This is a genomic window from Nocardioides sp. NBC_00850 (genome assembly GCF_045207335.1).
In the GTDB taxonomy this organism is placed as follows: Bacteria; Actinomycetota; Actinomycetes; order Propionibacteriales; family Nocardioidaceae; genus Nocardioides.
Genome location: NZ_CP108845.1, coordinates 1010001 through 1027594 on the forward strand (window position 1 = coordinate 1010001; position 17594 = coordinate 1027594).

Sequence of the window (17594 nt, forward strand, 5' to 3'; positions counted from 1 at the left end):
TAAGCCCTGGGGAGTTGGCAACCGAGCGTTGATCCGGGGGTGTCCGAATGGGGAAACCCAGCACGAGTCATGTCGTGTTACCTGCGCCTGAATCTATAGGGCGTGTGGAGGGAACGCGGGGAAGTGAAACATCTCAGTACCCGTAGGAAGAGAAAACAATAGTGATTCCGAGAGTAGTGGCGAGCGAAATCGGATGAGGCCAAACCGGTTACCTGTGATAGACGGCAGTTGTTGGGTAGTCGGGGTTGTGGGATATGTCTTTCATCGTCTGCCGGCGGTGAGCTCAGTAAGAAACCAAGCATGAAGGTGAACCAGTTGGGAAGCTGGGCCGTAGCGGGTGATAGCCCCGTAATCGTATGTGTTTGGCTGGGTTGATGTACTTCCCAAGTAGGACGGCACTCGTGGAATGTCGTGTGAATCTGGCGGGACCACCCGCTAAGCCTAAATACTTCTTGATGACCGATAGCGGACCAGTACCGTGAGGGAAAGGTGAAAAGTACCCCTGGCGGGGAGTGAAATAGTACCTGAAACCGTGTGCCTACAATCCGTCAGAGCCCGGCCGGCCTTTTGGCAGTGGGGGTGATGGCGTGCCTTTTGAAGAATGAGCCTGCGAGTTAGCGGTGTGTGGCAAGGTTAACCCGTGTGGGGAAGCCGTAGCGAAAGCGAGTCCTAATAGGGCGATTGAGTCGCGCGCTCTAGACCCGAAGCGAAGTGATCTAGCCATGGGCAGGTTGAAGCGCCGGTAAGACGGCGTGGAGGACCGAACCCACTTCAGTTGAAAATGGAGGGGATGACCTGTGGTTAGGGGTGAAAGGCCAATCAAACTTCGTGATAGCTGGTTCTCCCCGAAATGCATTTAGGTGCAGCGTTGCGTGTTTCTTGCCGGAGGTAGAGCACTGGATAGCCGATGGGCCCGACCAGGTTACTGACGTTAGCCAAACTCCGAATGCCGGTAAGTGAGAGCGCAGCAGTGAGACAGTGGGGGATAAGCTCCATTGTCGAGAGGGAAACAGCCCAGACCATCAGCTAAGGCCCCTAAGCGATAACTAAGTGGAAAAGGATGTGGAGTCGCAGTGACAACCAGGAGGTTGGCTTGGAAGCAGCCACCCTTGAAAGAGTGCGTAATAGCTCACTGGTCAAGTGATTCCGCGCCGACAATGTAGCGGGGCTCAAGTTATCCGCCGAAGCTATGGCACTCCGGTTTTCCGGGGTGGGTAGGGGAGCGTCGTGTAACCAGTGAAGCAGCGGAGTGATCCAGCGGTGGAGGTTACGCGAGTGAGAATGCAGGCATGAGTAGCGAATGATGTGTGAGAAACACATCCGCCGATTGATCAAGGGTTCCAGGGTCAAGCTAATCTGCCCTGGGTAAGTCGGGACCTAAGGCGAGGCCGACAGGCGTAGTCGATGGACAACGGGTTGATATTCCCGTACCGGCGAAGTGACGCCCATGATGAGGCGCATGATGCTAACCATCTGAAGCATGCGTGACCGATCCCTTCGGGGTGAGGCGTGTGTGTGGAACATGGGACCCAAGTGTGTAGTAGTCAAGTGATGGGGTGACGCAGGAAGGTAGTCGAACCGTAGCGATGGTTGTCTACGGGTAAGCGTGTAGGGCTGTGTGTAGGCAAATCCGCACACTGTATGCCTGAGACGTGATACGGACCCGTTTGGGGAAGTCGATGATCCTATGCTGTCGAGAAAAACCTCTAGCGAGTCATGAGCCGCCCGTACCCCAAACCGACTCAGGTGATCAGGTAGAGAATACCGAGGCGATCGAGCGAACCATGGTTAAGGAACTCGGCAAAATGCCCCCGTAACTTCGGGAGAAGGGGGGCCCGGATCGTGAACCCACTAGCTGGGGGAAGCGTGAAGGGCCGCAGAGACCAGGCCCAAGCGACTGTTTACTAAAAACACAGGTCCGTGCGAAGTTGTAAGACGATGTATACGGACTGACTCCTGCCCGGTGCTGGAAGGTTAAGAGGACGGGTTAGCCTCACGGCGAAGCTCAGAATTTAAGCCCCAGTAAACGGCGGTGGTAACTATAACCATCCTAAGGTAGCGAAATTCCTTGTCGGGTAAGTTCCGACCTGCACGAATGGAGTAACGACTTGGGCGCTGTCTCAACCGTGGACTCGGCGAAATTGCACTACGAGTAAAGATGCTCGTTACGCGCGGCAGGACGGAAAGACCCCGGGACCTTTACTATAGTTTGGTATTGGTGTTTGGTTCGGCTTGTGTAGGATAGGTGGGAGACTGTGAAGCGCACACGCCAGTGTGTGTGGAGTCAACGTTGAAATACCACTCTGGTCGTACTAGATGTCTAACTTCGGACCATGATCTGGTTCAGGGACAGTGCCTGATGGGTAGTTTAACTGGGGCGGTTGCCTCCTAAAGTGTAACGGAGGCGCTCAAAGGTTCCCTCAGCCTGGTTGGCAATCAGGTGGCGAGTGTAAGTGCACAAGGGAGCTTGACTGTGAGACAGACATGTCGAGCAGGGACGAAAGTCGGAACTAGTGATCTGGCCACGGCATGTGGAAGCGTGGTCACTCAACGGATAAAAGGTACCCCGGGGATAACAGGCTGATCTTCCCCAAGAGTCCATATCGACGGGATGGTTTGGCACCTCGATGTCGGCTCGTCGCATCCTGGGGCTGGAGTAGGTCCCAAGGGTTGGGCTGTTCGCCCATTAAAGCGGCACGCGAGCTGGGTTTAGAACGTCGTGAGACAGTTCGGTCCCTATCCGCCGCGCGCGTAGGAAACTTGAGAAAGGCTGTCCCTAGTACGAGAGGACCGGGATGGACGAACCTCTGGTGTGCCAGTTGTACCGCCAGGTGCATGGCTGGTTGGCTACGTTCGGAAGTGATAACCGCTGAACGCATCTAAGCGGGAAGCACGTTTCAAGATGAGGTTTCCCACCCTTTATGGGTTAAGGCCCCCTACAGACTATGGGGTTGATAGGCCGGAGGTGTACAGCAGTGATGCCCAGCCGACCGGTACTAATAGGCCGAGGGCTTATCTTTCATAAACCCTCAACAAAAACAACAAACGAAGACCGTCAAGTCTCGCGTCCACAACCAACTGTTGTAACACAGGTTTGGTCACCCGATAGCGGTGATCTCTAGAGTTACGGCGGCCATAGCGAAGGGGAAATACCCGGTCCCATCCCGAACCCGGAAGTCAAGCCCTTCAGCGCCGATGGTACTGCAACCGAGAGGCTGTGGGAGAGTAGGACGCCGCCGGACATATCTTTGCGCAGGGCCACCTCTTCGGAGGTGGCCCTGCTGCCATTTCTGCCCATTTGCGACGCGGCGTATCGAGCTTGTCGAGATGCGGTGTATCGAGCTTGTCGAGATGATTATGGGGACCTCTTCGCGCCACGCCCGGTTGACGTGGGCAGCCATGCGAGGTCCAATGTCATAGTTGCAGTCCGTACCAACAACACCTCGAACAAGGAGTTCCCATGGTCAAGAAGCTGCTCATCGCCGCCGTCATTGCCGCGGGTCTCGGCGTGGCCATCAAGCTGGTCACCAGCCGCTGATCCAGAGCTTCTCCAGCTGCCCGGTGCCCTCGAGGTGCCGGGCAGCTGTCATTTGGTGCCCTGGGACGCTTCCTCGTCCGGCGCGACCGAAGCAGCAGGAGCGATGGGCTCTTCCTTCGGGACGTCGACCTCAGCCAGCGACCGGCGAGCGCCGGGGATGGCGAGGATGCCGCCGACCATGAGGAAGAGCAGCAGCCCGGCGAGGACGAGCAGGGACTCGACCGAGAACTGATCTGCGAGCGGTCCGAAGACCACCATGGAGAGCGGCATGGCAACGGACATGACGATCCCGACGATGCCGAAGACTCGCCCCTGCATCTCTGGCTCGACGCGCTCCTGGAGGATGGTGAACGCGGGTGCGCTCAGGGCGGAGAAGGCGACCCCGATCAGCAGGCCGAAGACGAAGAAGACCCACATGTTCGTGGAGACTCCGAGTCCGACGACGAACAGCCCGATGAGGACGACGGAGCCGACCATCAAGCGCATGCGGTGAACGATCTTGGGTCCGAACGCGGCCATGGCGGCGCCGCCGGCCAGCATGCCGAAGCCCCAGAACAGCTCGTTCGCGGTGAGCTTCCAGACCTCGTCGCCGAAGGTACGCGTGACCATGAGCGGGGTGAGGTAGGAGGGGGCTCCGACCATCACCATGACCAGCGTGAAGAGAACGAGGATCCAACGCACGTGCGCATGGGCGGAGACGTACTTGAGGCCGGCGCGAAGGTCCCCGAAGTAGGAGACCTTCCCCTGGTCGGGGCGTACGAGGCGGGCGACCGGGACGAGGGCGAGCAGGCCGACGCCGATGAGGGCCGTGATCGCGTCGATGAAGAAGACGGCGACGATGTCCATGCTGGCGTAGATGACCGCGGCGAGTGCCGGGGCGAGGAGCGTCATCGCGGACTGGATGGTCTGGAAGGCTCCGTTGATCCGGAGCAGCTGAGACTCCGGCGCGATCTGCGGGATCATCGCGGTGACGGCAGGCATCTGGATGCCGGCGAAGACCGAGCGGATGGCCAGGGCGAGATAGATGATCCAGAGGTCGTCGATCCCACTGACCATCAAGCCGGCCAGGATCAGGGTGGCGACCGCGATGGTGGCGTCGGATCCCATGATGAGGAACTTGCGGTGATGTCGGTCGGCCCAGACTCCGCCGAAGATCGACATGAACGCCTGCGGGAGCATCCCGAAGACGAGGCTCAGCATCAGCACTGACCCGGACTGGGTCTCGATGGTGAGGTGCCACATCACGGCGTACATCACCAGCATCGAGCCGAGCAGGGAGACCGTCTGGCCGGCGAGGAAGATCGCTGCGTTGCGCCTCCAGCCGGAAAGCTCGTCGGCGGGCATGCCGAACAGCCTTTACCTGGACCGGGGAGGCGTCAACCGACTTTGGTCTCGCGCGGCTACGCCAGGATCAGCGGCGGGCCATGGTGGCTCGAATGGGCAAGCACGTCGCCATCCAGGCTGAGCGCGGGGCCGTGGGTGCGGATGTCCCAGCCTGAGGCCGTCTGCGCCGGCGGGACGCCTTCCATGGTGACGTGGGCGATGGGCAGCCGACCACGGGCCTCGGCGACGGCAGCGCGTACGCGGGTGCGTACCTCGATCGGCCAGTACTGCTCGGTGATCGACTGCCAGACCACCGTGAGCACATCCGCGTCGGTCGGTTCGGTGAGCTGTTCCTCCAGCCAGGTGTCGGCCGAACCGACGTCGACCTTGGGCGGGTCGCCGGCCGCGGCCCGCAGGGCACCGGCGAGCCGGGCGTGACGATCGACCTGATGCGGCCATACGAACGAGGTCAGATATTCGCGGCCGGCTGCGGTGGAGACATCGACGGGGGCGAGGTCGCAGCCACGCCGCGCGACGACCTCGAACGGGACCGGACGTACGCCGGCGCTCTCGGTGTCGATCGTCAGCGGACTGTCCGTGGGGCCGTACGCCCAGTCCTCGCCGTGGAAGTGGTAACGGTCGACGAGCAGGTTGAGCCCCGCCGAAGCGCCGGGCTCGAGCAGCCGGATGCGGTGCAGGCCGGTGCGGCGTACGGCCTCGAAGATCCCGATGAGGAGGCAGGCGGAGCGACCGACCTCGTTGGTCTGGGGCGCTACCTCCAGACCTGCGCGGAGCTCGTCGACGTGAGCCGCGATCACCTTCTCGAACAGGGGCCAGGCGGTGACGTACGCGTCGTTGCCTCCGAGGTTGGGATAGAAGCGCTCGAGCTCGGGAGCGTCGCCGCGGAGGACGATGCGGTGAAGCGCTGCCAGGAGGCGCAGCTGCACGGCATCGGCGCGGGAGGCGTCGAGGTGATCCCGGCAGATCTCAGCGATGGGACCACCTGCATCGAGGTCGTCCGCGAACCGGTTGAGCAGCCAGCCGTAGAGGTGCTCCTCGTGGCCGAAGTGGTCGCGGAAGAGCGCGGAGAGGGTCATGCGTTCAGGATCCTCCGACTTCATGAGCGTGCCTCAGCCGGGTGCCGGAGAGGTAGTCACCCGATGTCGCTGCGGACTGCCTTGGCGGTGTCCTTCACGAGGTACACGGGCCCGACGTAGGCCTTCTTGGTCACTGCGACCACGCGGATCCGGCCTCGTGCCTCCCGATCGTGGTGCAGTACGACCCACCTCGAGCCGTTCGTCCGGGCGTAGGTGTTGATCGTGCCGAAACGGACTCCGCCGACGTAGATGTTGACCTTGCCGCGGGTCGGGCCTGTGCGCACCTTGAGGCGCAATGACTTCGCCGTGTAGCGATCGATCGTCTGGTCGGAGGTTCGTGGGGAGACGGCGGCGTACACCCAGGGATCGCCAGCGATCTCTGGAAAGCCACCGCTTGCCCAGTTGCCGCCCAGGACGGTGATCGGTGCGGTCGAGCACCTCCAGCCCGACCAGGGGGAGACGTTGCCGGCGGCGTCGCGGGCGCGGACCCGGAGACAAGTCGTGTCGCCCCTGTAGTCGGGCATCTCCGTCAACGAGGTGCTCGTGGTGTACCGGGTTCCGCTGGCGAACAGGGAGGTTCCGCCCGATGCGATCTTCTCCTGGTAGAGGTAGCCAGTCACCTTCACGTTGTCCGTCGCGGCCCAGGTTGCCACCGCTCGATACATGCCGTTCGCGGCGCGCTTCGTCGGCCACGCGGGCGTGAAGCTGAACTTGGTGATCCTCGGGCTCGTCCCGTCCGCGGACGGGACCGGCGCCGGTGGGTTTCCAGAGTCCGTCTCGCCCTGGCTGCCCGGATATCCGATCGTGGCGGTGGACAGGCCCGCGGTCGGCCGGATCGCCCATAGGCCGGTGAGGAGGAAGGACTTGGACGACGTCGAGGTGGTGCGGACTCGGATCCAACCGGACAGCGTGGAAGCCTTGCGGAACGTGACGTACTTGCTTCCGGACCTCTTCGCCGCTGCGGAGACCGTCCCGAGGTAGGTCGAGCCGATGTAGACCTTCGCGGTGCCCCTCGTCGGACCGGTGGCGACGCGGATTCGGACGCCGGTAGCCCGGACCGGGACCGTCGCGACGCGGTCGTTGGCTGCCCCGGTGTTGCGCAGCTTGAAGCTGAATGACGTCGGATCCCAAGCGCCGTCTACAGTCCGTTCTCCGAAGGGAGCGTAGGTGCACCTCCACGCTGACCAGGGGCTGCGATTGCCGGCAGCGTCCTTTGCGCGCACGCGCTGGCATGCCTGCTCGCCTTCCCCGACCTCGGTGTGGAGTGACCGCCGAGTGCCCGAGTAGGTCTTGACGTACTTCGCGATGCTCGACCAGGTGCTCACCCCGAGGCGCGATCCCTTGCCGTTCCCGATCCAGGTCTGGACCTCGTGGGAGGCGACCCCGACGTTGTCCGAGCTGGACCAGGTGTAGGCGGGGGTAGCGCTCCAGAAGGCGCCGCGCCATTTCATGTCACCTGGGACGAGCCACTGCTTGTATGACGTCGCGGTGATCTTCGGCGCTGTGATGTCGGTGCTGGTTGCCGACGCGGCGGTGACAGGCGCGAGCGCCGCGAGCATGGCGACGGCGGTCGCCGCGGCCAGGCGAAGTCGACGGCGGGAAGTGAGGGTCATCGAGGCTCCAGGCTTTGGCCGACGGCGCCTGAGGATGTGACTGAGGGGCCGTGGCAGGTTCATGCCGCGAAGGCGGGCCGCCGGAGATTATCAGGCCGTGAGGCGATGTCGCATGAGTTTGCCGCATAACCCTCGGCAGAGGGTGGGGGAGGCCGCTAGTGTCGCGAAAGCAAGGTAAGGCTTACCTCATCTGGATGGAGCTTGGCATGGGATTCGACGACGGCCGCAAGCTGAAGGGCGTGTACGCGGCCGAGGTGCTGCACCACAAGCAGGTCACGCCGCACATGGTGCGGCTCACCTTGGGAGGCGATGATCTGCGACGCTTCCCGCAGCGCGGTTTCGACCAGTGGTTCCGGCTCTTCCTGCCGCGACCCGGCGGCGAGGTCACCAACTTCGACGCGGTACCCGAGAAGCTCGGGACGATCGACTACCTGAAGTACCTGCGGCATGGCGACCGGCCGCCGCTGCGCAACTACACCGTGCGCGAGCACCGGCCCGACCTCGGCGAGATCGACGTCGACTTCGTGGTGCACGGCGATCTCGGGATTGCCGGCCCGTGGGCGCGTACCGCACAGCCCGGGGAGCGGGTCGTGCTCATGGACCAGGGCACGGGCTTCGACTTCGCTTCGGACGCCTCGTTCCACCTGCTCGTCGGGGACGAGTCGGCGCTCCCGGCGATCGTCGGGATCCTCCGCGACATGCCCCGCGACGCGCGTGGCCTGGCGATCATCGAGATCCCGGACATGGCTGACGTCCAGGACGTCTCCGGGCCCGAGGAGGTCGAGGTGCGATGGCTGGCTCGAGGCGATTCCGCCGAACAGCCCGGGGCGCTGGCGATCGCCGAGGTGAAGGCGTTCACGCCCGAGGCGCCGGCCACGCTCTCGGCCTATCTCGTCGGCGAGCGGACGATCCCGGCCGAGGGAAGGCGCCATCTGGTCTCGCTCGGTGTGCCCAAGTCGCGGATCACCTTCGTCGGCTACTGGCGGATCGGCAAGGCCCAGGCCTAACTACTTGACCTTGATGCTGGCCAGGGCGCGTTCGTAGAGCTCCGGTGCCACCTTCGCGTCAGGCACGCTCCAGCCTTCGTACGCCAGGGCGAACACAACGTCCTGGTTCTTGTCGATGACAGTCGCCCATCCGGTCCCCGTGTTGGTTTCGTACTTGATCGGGAAGCGTCCGCGCACGGCTGGCCAGCCATCCACCGTGGCGGTTCGGCTCGCCGCGACCTCCCCGCCCAAGGCCTTGGCGCCGCCGGTCAGACCCTGGGTTAGATCGAAGGGGATGCCGGGATTGAGATCGAGAACCGTGATCCCCAGGCGGTCGCCCGAGTCCAGGTCGATCGTGTACGTCGTCTGAGTCATGTTGTCGTGCTTCGCGACCTCCTTTTCGGGCTCGATGTCCGGAAAGATGATCGTGAAGTACTCGGTGTCGAAGGTCTTGAGCGTGTCCTCCGGCGACGGCGTCGGCGTTGGTTTGGGACTCGGTGTCTCGGCCGCCGTGGTGCTCGGGCTCGGCGTCTCGCTGGCCTTGGCGGCCACGTCGGTGGGGGCGCCGCAGGAAGACAGAAGGAAGATCGCGACGACGGACGTCGCGACGTGAATGGAGCGCATCGGGTGAAGATAACCGCTCGTCGGTCCGTACGTCTCCAGATGACGAAAGAGGCGGCGAGCCCGTCGCTCGCCGCCTCCTCGTTCGGGTGTCGCTGGGTGTTGCTCTAGCCGAGCAGGCCCTGGATGGAGGTGCGGATCTGGTCGAAGGCGAGCCAGGCGAAGAGCAGGGCGCAGATGATGAGGCCGATGTTGGAGACCCACTTGTTGCGCCACTCCGCGGGGGTGTGGCTGGTGTTGAGGAGCCAGAGCAGGGTGACGGCCAGGAACGGCATGAAGAAGGCGCCCAGGACTCCGTAGATGAGGATGAGCCAGGTGGGCTCGTCGGCGAGCAGGAGCCAGATCATCGGGGGGAAGGTGAGCCAGAGGATGTAGGAGCGGTACCAGATGCCGCCGCTCTTGGCCTCGGGCTCGTCGGCCTTTCCGCGAATGGTCCCCATGAAGTCCGCGAACATCAGGCTGACGCCGTTCCAGACGCCGACGAGCGAGGACATCGCCGCGGCCCAGAAGCCGATCAGGAAGAGCTTGCCGAACCAGTTGCCGTAGCGGTCGGCGAGCACCCTGGACAGGTCGAGCATGCCCTGGTCACCGGTGCCGATGGCGATGTTGGCCGAGTAGAGCAGCTCGGCGCCGACGATGAGGGTGGCGACCACGAAGATGCCGGTCACGACGTACGCCGTGGTGTTGTCGATCCGCATCACGCGCATGAACTGCGGCGTGTGCCAGCCCTTCTCCCGCAGCCAGTAGCCGTAGGCGGCCAGGGTGATCGTGCCGCCGACGCCGCCGGCCACCGAGAGGATGTTGACCAGGGAGCCTTCGGGGATCGTCGGGACCAGGCCGACGAGGAGGTCGGGGAGGTTGGGCAGGGTGACGAGCGCCGCGCCGACCATCGTCACGAACATGATGCCGACCAGGACCGCGAGGAACTTCTCGAAGAGGCCGTAGCGGCCGGCCCACACGATGGCGAGACCGATCAGGCCGGACAGGATGCCCCAGACCTTCACCGACGCGAACGAGAACAGCGCTGCCAGGGCCAGGCCGGTTCCGGCCATCGCGGCGGCACCGTAGATGAAGCCCCAGATCACGATGTAAGGGCCGAAGTAGATCGTCGTCCAGATGCCCAGACGCCGCCAGCCCTGGAAGATCGTCTCGCCGGTCGCCAGGCTGTAGCGCCCGGCGCCCTCGACGAGGACCACCTTCAGGACACATCCGACGACGACGGCCCACAGCAGGGCGTAGCCGTACTTGCTGCCGGCGATCAGGGTGGCGACCAGGTCGGCGGCACCGACTCCGGTCGCGGCCACCACGAGGCCGGGTCCCAGGATCCGCCATCGAGGGGCTTCGGCTGTCTCTGTCCTCGCTGCGTGTGACATGGGCGACAGGTATACCCCGTTTTAGGGAAGATCAGCGACTTTTTGCCGAAGGACGGCACGCTCGCGGTCGTTCGTGCACATCCCTGCCGCCCGCTCCAGCTCCTTGCGTGCCTCGACGGTTCGGCCCAGCCTGCGCAGCAGCTCTCCGCGCACGGTCGGGAGGAGGTGGGTGTGGTCGAGCCGCCCCTTCCCTGTGATCGGGTCGGCGATCCGGTCGACGATCTCCAGGGCTCGCAACGGTCCGTGGGCCATCGCCACCGCCACGGCCCGGTTGAGGTCGACGATCGGGTTGGGTGCGATGCGTCCCAGGGCCTCGTAGAGGACGATGATCCGCTCCCAGTCGGTGGTCTCGATCGAGTCGGCGACCGCGTGGGTGGCGGCGATCGCCGCCTGGATCCCATAGGGGCCGAGGCCCCGTGGGGTCGCCTGCTCGAGGGCGGCCAGGCCGCGGCGTACGGCACCTTGGTCCCATCTGGTGCGGTCCTGGTCCTCGAGGAGGACCGGGTCGCCGGCGGCATCGGTCCGCGCCGGGAAGCGGGAGGCGGTCAGCTCCATGAGCGCGAGCAGACCGTACGCCTCCGGCTCGTCGGGCAGCACGCCGATCAGCACCCGGGTCAGTCTCCGCGCCTCGCGGGCGAGGTCGGTGCGGATCAGATCCTCGCCGGAGGTGGCGGTGGAGCCCTCGGTGAAGATCAGGTAGAGGACGTTGAGCACGCCGGCCAGACGCTGCCGGCGCTCGTCGGGCGAAGGCACCTCGAAAGGGACCTTCGCGGCCGCGATCGTCTTCTTGGCGCGGGTGATCCGGGCCTGGATCGTCGGCACCGGCACCAGGAACGCCCGGGCGATCTCCTCGCTGCTGAGGCCGCCGACGACCCTGAGCGTGAGCGCCACCCGGGCCTCCTTGGACAGCACCGGGTGGCAGGAGACGAACATCAGCGCGAGGACGTCGTCATCGATCCGCTCGATGTCCAGCTCGTCGTCGTACGCCTCGTCCTGGTCGTGGGCGATCGCCTCGTACTTCTCGCGCTGGACGCCGGCGCGGCGGATCGTGTCGATCGCCCGCCGCTTTGCGGTGGTCATCAGCCAGCCGACCGGGTTGGCCGGCTGGCCGTCGCGCGGCCAGGAGACCAGCGCCTCCGCGAGGGCCTCCTGGGCCGCGTCCTCGGCGAGGGCGAAGTCACCGGTGTAGCGCGCGAGCGCGCCGACGATGCGCGCGGACTCGATGCGCCAGATCGCCTCGACGGCGCGCGTCGCGTCACTCATCGGTGTCTCCTCGGGTGGTTTTCGGCCCTCAGAGCTGCCCGGTCTTGGTGCGCCAGTCGAGCTCCTTCTGGATCCACGGGTTGTCCTGCGGAAACTCGTCGATCGTCGGCACCCGGCGGATCTCGACGGCGGAACCGGGGAAGTAGCTGAGCCGCTTGGCCCACTCGACCGCCTCCTCCTTCGAGCCGACCGAGATCAGGTAGAAGCCCCCGAAGAGCTCCTTGGTCTCGCCGTAGGGACCGTCGGTGACCACCGGCGGCTCGCCCGCGTCGGCGTAGGTGACGACCGTGTGCTCCTCGGGGTCGAGGCCCTCCATGGCGAGCACCACGCCCGCCTTGATGAGCTCGTCGTTGAGCCGGCCCATCTTCTCGAGCATCTGCTCGAAGGGGATCTCGGCCATCGCGGCGTTCTGCTTGTCCTCGTCGATGGTGCGCCAGATCAGCATGTACTTCGGCATCTCGGTTTCTCCTGTGTCGTCGGGCCGTTTGCCGGCCCGTTCACCCCTTGGTCGAACGAGGTCTACGCGGGATCGACAACCTGCCAAGAATATTTTCGAGGGGGAGTTTCGCTCGTGGGTAGGTTGGGGCTGTGAAGATCTCGCTGTGGCCCAGTCCCGCCGTTCCCACTGCCGACATCCTTGCCGAGGCGCAGGCGGCTGACCAGGCTGGTTGGTACGGCGTCTGGTTCGCCGACCACTACATGCCCAACACCGGCTCCGAGGACATCGACGACGGGCCGATGCACGAGGTCTGGGGGGTCCTCCCGGCGCTGGCCGCGACCACCGAGAACGTACGCATCGGGCCCCTCGTCTCCCCGACGACGATCCATCACCCGGCGCTGCTCGCGAACCGGTCCGCGACGATCGACAACATCGCCGGCGGGCGGTTCGTGCTCGGCATGGGTGCCGGCTGGCAGATCAACGAGCACAAGGCGTACGGCATCGACCTGCCGAGCGCGAAGGTGCTGGTCGACCGTTTCGAGGAGGCGATCGAGGTCACCCGGTCGCTGCTCGACAAGCCGCGTACGACCTTCGAGGGGACCCACTTCCAGCTCACCGACGCTCCGTGCGAGCCGAAGCCAGTGTCCTCGCCGCTGCCGATCCTGGTCGGTGCCAAGGGCCCGCGGATGCTGCGCGTCGTCGCCCGGTACGCCGACGAGTGGAACACCTGGGGCACGCCCGAGAGCGCCGGTGCGGTGCGGGCCAAGCTCCTGGAGGCGTGCGAGCAGGTGGGTCGCGACCCCGGGACGATCAAGACGACCACCAACTTCATGCTCGACCTCGACGGTGCGAACCCGGGCTTCGCCAGGACGCAGACAGGCTCGGCCGGTGAGCTGCAGGACCTGATCGGCCGCTATGTCGAGGCCGGGTTCGACGAGTTCATCCTGCCGACCTGGAATCTCGGCGAGACCGGTGCCGAGCGGATCGAGCGGGCGGCACAGCTCAAGGCCGAGGTCCTCGACCCGGCACTCTAGGCCCGGGCGAGGATTGCGCTGTTGATCACGTCGGTCCCAGCGGCGTCGATCTCGGGGTTGGCTTCGGCGACCACGTACAGGCCGGCCAGAGCCTGCGCTCCGACCTGCGGGTAGAGCAGCGTACGCAGCCCCCGGGCGCTCCGCGCCAGGACGAGGCCGCCCGGGGCGAGCGCGGTGACCGCCTTGCCGAGCACCTCGGCCTTGGCGGCATCGTCGGACCCGACCAGGCCGGCGAGGAGCACGATGTCGAGGGGGTGCGGTGGCGTGGCGGCGGAGGCTTCGGCGTGCTCGAACGTGACGCCGACGGCGCCCAGGCGTCCGAACGCGGCGGAGGAGAGCCGGATCGCCTCGGCGTCGTGGTCGACGCAGTGCACCGCGATGCCCTGGTCGGCCAGACAGAGCGCGGTCAGGGGGAGTGGCCCCGAGCCGAGGAGCAGCACATGCCGTGGGGCGGTGCCCTGGCGGCGTACGGCTTCCAGCTCCATCTCCACGAGGAGCCGGTAGTTCTCGCGGTAGGGGAAGCGGGCGAATGCCGCCGCGGGGTCTGGGGAGCTCGCGATCCGGTCGGCCCAGACCCGCTCGAGCGCGTGCTCTCCGGCGGACGCGACAGATCGGAAGAGGGCCGGTGGACGTGACGGCGGCAGCGCGGCCAGCACGGTCTCGGCCTCCGACTCCGGCACGCTCAGTACCGCGGTCACCAACCGGTTGAAGAGCGCGTTGACGACGATCCCGGGCTCCAGCGACGGCTGGTCGAGCAGGTCGTCGAGGGTGGAGACAAGACGTTCGTCGATGGCTTCGAACGTTCCCGGATTCACAACCGATCACCCTTCCACATCGGTGACGGCCGCTGCACGGTGTTCCGACAGGAGCCCGCTCCGCGGCACGGAAGTCGCCTCACCCGTATCCCGCGCGTCGGCGGCTCGCTTCTGGGACGATGTAGAACTACGCCACTCGGCTCCGACGTATCCCCGTAAGCACGCCTACGGAAGGCGCCGACGAAAGGGAAGAGCCATGAAGTACGTCATCCTGATCCACTCCAACCCGCAGCCGTGGGGTCACCCGACGGGTGACTTCATCCCCGAGTTCCAGTCGCTGCCGCAGGCCTCCAGGGAGAAGCTCAACGCGGCCTTCGAGGGGATCATGGAGGAGCTCTCGGCCAACGGTGAGCTCATCGGCGGGCAGGCGCTCGCGGATCCGGCCTCGGCCAAGCTCTACCGGTGGGAGGCCGGCGAGCCGATCGCCACCGACGGCCCCTACTCCGAGGCGAAGGAGCATCTGGCCGGCTTCTTCCTGATCGACGTCGAGTCCCAGGAGCGAGCCGAAGAGGTCGTACGCAGCTTCAGTGGCCCCGGTGAGACGGTCGAGCTACGGCCGGTGGCAACCTACTGACATGACGGTCACGGGAGTCGAGGACGTGTGGCGGCAGGAGTCCGCCCACGTCCTCGGCGCCCTGCTGCGGGTCCATCCGGACCTCCCCGACTGCGAGGACGCCGCCCAGGAGGCGCTCATCGCCGCCAGCCAGAAGTGGCCGTGCGACGGCCTGCCGGCCGACCCGCGGGCATGGCTGATCCGGGTGGCTCATCGGCGGCTGATCGACCAGATGCGTGCGGACACGGCTCGGACCCGGCGCGAGGTCGCCGACGGGATCGCCCGGCGGCTCGACGACGCGGAGCCCGCGGCTGTGGAGATCGGTTCGGCCTACGACGACTCGCTGCGCCTGATGATGATGTGCGCCCATCCCGCGTTGCGCCGCCCCTCGCAGGTGGCGATCACGCTGAGGTGCGTGGGCGGTCTGACGACGTCGGAGATCGCGGCTGCGTACCTGGTTCCGGAGGCGACCATGGGCCAGCGGCTCAGCCGCGCGCGGGCGACGCTGAAGGACGAGGAGTTCTGCTCGCCCGCCCCCGACGAGCTGCCCGAGCGGATCGCCTGCGTGCTCGACGTCTGCCACCTGATCTTCAACGAGGGCCACACCCGCACCAGCGGCCCCGAGCTGCAGGGCATCGAGCTCACCGACGAGGCGATCCGGCTGACCCGGATCGTGCGCGACGTGCTGCCGGAGCACGACGAGGCCACCGGCCTGCTCGCGCTCATGCTGCTGACCCAGGCCCGCTCGTGCGGTCGCGTCGACCACCTCGGCGACCTGATCCCGCTCAAGGACCAGGACCGCTCGCAGTGGGACCAGGAGCTGATCCGCGAAGGTGTGGCGCTGCTGGAGGACGTACTCCCGGAGGGGCCGGTGGGTCGCTACCAGCTGCAGGCGGCGATCGCCGCGGTCCATGCCGAGGCGGAGTCGTACGAGGCCACCGACTGGCTCCAGATCAACCTGCTCTACGGGATGCTCGCGCAGGTCGCGCCCTCGCCGGCGGTCACGCTCAACCGGGCCGTCGCCGTGGCGATGAGTCTCGGCCCCGAGCACGGGATCGAGATCGTACGAGACCTGCTGGAGCACCCGGCGATGCAGCGCCACCACCGCGCCCATGCCGTGCTGGCGCACCTGCTCGAGCAGTCCGGTGACGTCGCGACGGCTCGGGAGCACTATGTGCTGGCGGCCCGGCTGACCCAGAGCGTGCCGGAGCAGCGCTACCTGAACCGCCGGGTCGAGTCGCTCGATCAGGCGTGACTGCTCACATCTGCACGACGCCGTCGATGACGAGGATGATCCCGAAGATCGCGAACAGTGCGGCGGCGCCGTACTTGATCACATTTTCGGGGAGCTTGCGGCCCAGGAGCGCGCCGACACCGATGGCGAGCGCGTCGGCGGCGACCATCCCGACGGTGGAGCCGATCCAGGTGCCGAGCCAGCCCTCCTGAGTGGCCAGGGTGATCGTCGCGAGCATCGTCTTGTCGCCGAGCTCGGCCAGGAAGAACGCGATGCCGACGGCGATGATCGCCATGCCCCGGCTGTTGCGAGCCTTCTTGGCCTCGTCCTCGGTCAGCTCGTCGCCGCGCAGGGTCCATCCGGCGAAGACCAGGAAGGCGATTCCCGCGACGATGGTGATGTAGTGCTGGTGCTCGGCGAAGGCGTCTCCGATGAGGGCGCCGATGGCGACCGAGGCCAGATGGACGATCGCGGTGGCGGCGGTGATTCCGATGATCACGTCTCGAGCCCGGTAACGGGTGGCGAAGGTCATCGCCATGAGCTGGCTCTTGTCGCCGAGCTCGGCGACGAAGATGACCGCGGTCGAAAGCAGGAAGGCGTACACAGGGTTCCTCTCCGGCACCGGCCGGAGGAGTCCCATGAGGGGTTGATCGTCCTTCGACCAGCACCGTCATGTTGATACGGATGCTTGGTCGAAGGTCTCGTCCGCCACTTCGTGGCCGATCGCGCCGGGCCCTGAGGCCAGTGTGTCGACGCGACTGTTGAGGACTACTCCCCTTCGCGGCTTCAGTCTAGGCGACGGGCCTGACGCCGTCCCATTCGGGCGGTCGCCGGCCGGTTCGCCGAATTCCGTCATCCAAGATCCGATCCTGGTTAGGCTGACTTCATGGACGAGGCCGGAGTGCGCGCGGTCCTCTTCGACCTGCACGACACGCTCGTCCCGAGCGGCCATCCCGCCGAGCACGCCGCGGTGGCGAGGGGGATGGGCGCGGATCTCGGAGTCGACCCCGATGCGTTCGCGGCCGCGGTCGCGGACACCTTCGACGAGCGCGTACGCGGTCTGATGGCCGATGTGCACCACACCGTGCGCTACCTGGCCCGACGGGTCGGCGGGTCGCCGACCGAGTCCCAGGTGGAGAGCGCGATCACGCGGAGGCTGAACTACTCGCTCTCCCTGCATGCCGCGACCTGGGCGCTGCCTGCGCTCGAGTCGCTGCGCAAACGAGGGTTCAAGCTCGGCCTCGTCGCCGACTGCGGGGCGGAGACGGTCGCGATCTGGCCGCAGAGCCCGCTCGCGGACCATCTGGACGCCGTCTCGTTCTCCTGCCAGACCGGCGTACGCAAGCCGGACTCGGGCGCCTACCTCGTCGCCGCGGCGGCGCTGGAGGTGCGCACCGGCGAGTGCGTCTACGTCGGTGACGGAGCCGACCACGAGCTCAGCGGCGCCGAGGCGGTCGGGATGAGGGCCGTGCGGTTCCGGTCCAGGGCGCTCGAAGAGCTCGACGAGGCGATGTATCGAGCTTGTCGAGATGACGTCGCCTCCGACCTGGATCCCGACTGGAGCGGGCCGACGATCAGCGACCTGGGCGAGCTCGTCGGGATGATCGGCATCCCGGTGCCACGCGAAGGGTCCGAATCGCGGACGTTCGTCTCCGGCAATGTGGTGCCGTGGGGTTCCAAGAGATCGTCCCGCTGACCGTCGGTC

Annotated in this window: 14 protein-coding genes and 2 rRNA genes (1 of these 16 only partly in view); 7 read left to right on the forward strand and 9 right to left on the reverse strand. The window is 65.8% G+C overall.

The features are described 5' to 3' along the window. Both OH802_RS04945 and rrf read left to right on the forward strand, forming a co-directional pair. Positions 1 to 3020 (forward strand): 23S ribosomal RNA (locus OH802_RS04945) (it extends 71 nt beyond the left edge of the window). A 105-nt stretch (positions 3021 to 3125) separates the two neighbouring features. After that, positions 3126 to 3242 (forward strand): 5S ribosomal RNA (rrf, locus tag OH802_RS04950). Positions 3243 to 3586: 344 nt separating this feature from the next. On the opposite strand, the gene OH802_RS04955 is transcribed toward rrf, so the two are convergent. Genes OH802_RS04955 through OH802_RS04965 form a run of 3 tightly spaced genes read right to left on the reverse strand, consistent with a single transcriptional unit; the run spans position 3587 to position 7571 of the window. Further along, on the reverse strand, positions 3587 to 4882 hold the full coding sequence (locus OH802_RS04955) for an MFS transporter (protein ID WP_406025659.1): 1296 nt from the start codon (positions 4880 to 4882) through the stop codon (positions 3587 to 3589). 56 nt (positions 4883 to 4938) lie between these two features. Further along, positions 4939 to 5958, reverse strand: coding sequence for a DUF2332 domain-containing protein (locus OH802_RS04960; protein WP_406025661.1), 1020 nt, complete (start codon positions 5956 to 5958; stop codon positions 4939 to 4941). A gap of 56 nt (positions 5959 to 6014) precedes the next feature. Then, complete coding sequence (locus tag OH802_RS04965) at positions 6015 to 7571, reverse strand: hypothetical protein (RefSeq protein WP_406025663.1); 1557 nt, start codon at positions 7569 to 7571, stop codon at positions 6015 to 6017. A 206-nt stretch (positions 7572 to 7777) separates the two neighbouring features. Here OH802_RS04965 and OH802_RS04970 point away from each other — a divergent pair, with 206 nt between their 5' ends. Beyond that, positions 7778 to 8578, forward strand: coding sequence for a siderophore-interacting protein (locus tag OH802_RS04970; protein ID WP_406025665.1), 801 nt, complete (start codon positions 7778 to 7780; stop codon positions 8576 to 8578). Here OH802_RS04970 and OH802_RS04975 read toward each other — a convergent pair whose 3' ends face one another. The 4 genes from OH802_RS04975 to OH802_RS04990 form a co-directional block, all read right to left on the reverse strand. Beyond that, positions 8579 to 9181: a hypothetical protein gene (locus OH802_RS04975; RefSeq protein ID WP_406025667.1), complete on the reverse strand. Its 603-nt coding sequence runs from the start codon at positions 9179 to 9181 to the stop codon at positions 8579 to 8581. 104 nt (positions 9182 to 9285) lie between these two features. Then, complete coding sequence (locus tag OH802_RS04980) at positions 9286 to 10482, reverse strand: Nramp family divalent metal transporter (RefSeq protein ID WP_406025669.1); 1197 nt, start codon at positions 10480 to 10482, stop codon at positions 9286 to 9288. A 90-nt stretch (positions 10483 to 10572) separates the two neighbouring features. Next, on the reverse strand, positions 10573 to 11814 hold the full coding sequence (locus tag OH802_RS04985; protein ID WP_406025671.1) for an RNA polymerase sigma factor: 1242 nt from the start codon (positions 11812 to 11814) through the stop codon (positions 10573 to 10575). 28 nt (positions 11815 to 11842) lie between these two features. Next, the gene (locus OH802_RS04990) at positions 11843 to 12271 is read right to left on the reverse strand and encodes a YciI family protein (protein ID WP_406025673.1); all 429 of its coding nucleotides are present in this window, start codon (positions 12269 to 12271) and stop codon (positions 11843 to 11845) included. 131 nt (positions 12272 to 12402) lie between these two features. On the opposite strand from OH802_RS04990, the gene OH802_RS04995 reads away from it, so the two are divergent. Then, on the forward strand, positions 12403 to 13287 hold the full coding sequence (locus tag OH802_RS04995) for an LLM class flavin-dependent oxidoreductase (RefSeq protein ID WP_406025675.1): 885 nt from the start codon (positions 12403 to 12405) through the stop codon (positions 13285 to 13287). Here OH802_RS04995 and OH802_RS05000 read toward each other — a convergent pair. Then, positions 13284 to 14102 (reverse strand): nicotianamine synthase family protein, encoded by an 819-nt coding sequence (locus tag OH802_RS05000; protein WP_406025677.1) that lies wholly within the window; start codon positions 14100 to 14102, stop codon positions 13284 to 13286. The genes OH802_RS04995 and OH802_RS05000 overlap by 4 nt on opposite strands. Positions 14103 to 14298: 196 nt before the next feature. On the opposite strand from OH802_RS05000, the gene OH802_RS05005 reads away from it, so the two are divergent. Then, on the forward strand, positions 14299 to 14676 hold the full coding sequence (locus OH802_RS05005; RefSeq protein ID WP_160026209.1) for a YciI family protein: 378 nt from the start codon (positions 14299 to 14301) through the stop codon (positions 14674 to 14676). 1 nt (position 14677) lies between these two features. Beyond that, positions 14678 to 15910 (forward strand): RNA polymerase sigma factor, encoded by a 1233-nt coding sequence (locus OH802_RS05010; protein ID WP_406025680.1) that lies wholly within the window; start codon positions 14678 to 14680, stop codon positions 15908 to 15910. 4 nt (positions 15911 to 15914) lie between these two features. On the opposite strand, the gene OH802_RS05015 is transcribed toward OH802_RS05010, so the two are convergent. Then, the gene (locus OH802_RS05015; RefSeq protein WP_406025682.1) at positions 15915 to 16529 is read right to left on the reverse strand and encodes a TMEM165/GDT1 family protein; all 615 of its coding nucleotides are present in this window, start codon (positions 16527 to 16529) and stop codon (positions 15915 to 15917) included. Between the two features lie 246 nt (positions 16530 to 16775). Here OH802_RS05015 and OH802_RS05020 point away from each other — a divergent pair, with 246 nt between their 5' ends. Next, positions 16776 to 17585: an HAD family hydrolase gene (locus OH802_RS05020; protein WP_406025684.1), complete on the forward strand. Its 810-nt coding sequence runs from the start codon at positions 16776 to 16778 to the stop codon at positions 17583 to 17585. The last annotated feature ends 9 nt before the right edge of the window (positions 17586 to 17594 follow it).

Coding starts and splice junctions, on each gene's coding strand:
- OH802_RS04955 (WP_406025659.1), bottom strand. CDS start 4,882: ATGCCCGCCGACGAGCTTTCCGGCTGGAGGCGCAACGCAGCGATCTTC.
- OH802_RS04960 (WP_406025661.1), bottom strand. CDS start 5,958: ATGACCCTCTCCGCGCTCTTCCGCGACCACTTCGGCCACGAGGAGCAC.
- OH802_RS04965 (WP_406025663.1), bottom strand. CDS start 7,571: ATGACCCTCACTTCCCGCCGTCGACTTCGCCTGGCCGCGGCGACCGCC.
- OH802_RS04970 (WP_406025665.1), top strand. CDS start 7,778: ATGGGATTCGACGACGGCCGCAAGCTGAAGGGCGTGTACGCGGCCGAG.
- OH802_RS04975 (WP_406025667.1), bottom strand. CDS start 9,181: ATGCGCTCCATTCACGTCGCGACGTCCGTCGTCGCGATCTTCCTTCTG.
- OH802_RS04985 (WP_406025671.1), bottom strand. CDS start 11,814: ATGAGTGACGCGACGCGCGCCGTCGAGGCGATCTGGCGCATCGAGTCC.
- OH802_RS04990 (WP_406025673.1), bottom strand. CDS start 12,271: ATGCCGAAGTACATGCTGATCTGGCGCACCATCGACGAGGACAAGCAG.
- OH802_RS05005 (WP_160026209.1), top strand. CDS start 14,299: ATGAAGTACGTCATCCTGATCCACTCCAACCCGCAGCCGTGGGGTCAC.
- OH802_RS05010 (WP_406025680.1), top strand. CDS start 14,678: ATGACGGTCACGGGAGTCGAGGACGTGTGGCGGCAGGAGTCCGCCCAC.
- OH802_RS05015 (WP_406025682.1), bottom strand. CDS start 16,529: ATGGGACTCCTCCGGCCGGTGCCGGAGAGGAACCCTGTGTACGCCTTC.
- OH802_RS05020 (WP_406025684.1), top strand. CDS start 16,776: ATGGACGAGGCCGGAGTGCGCGCGGTCCTCTTCGACCTGCACGACACG.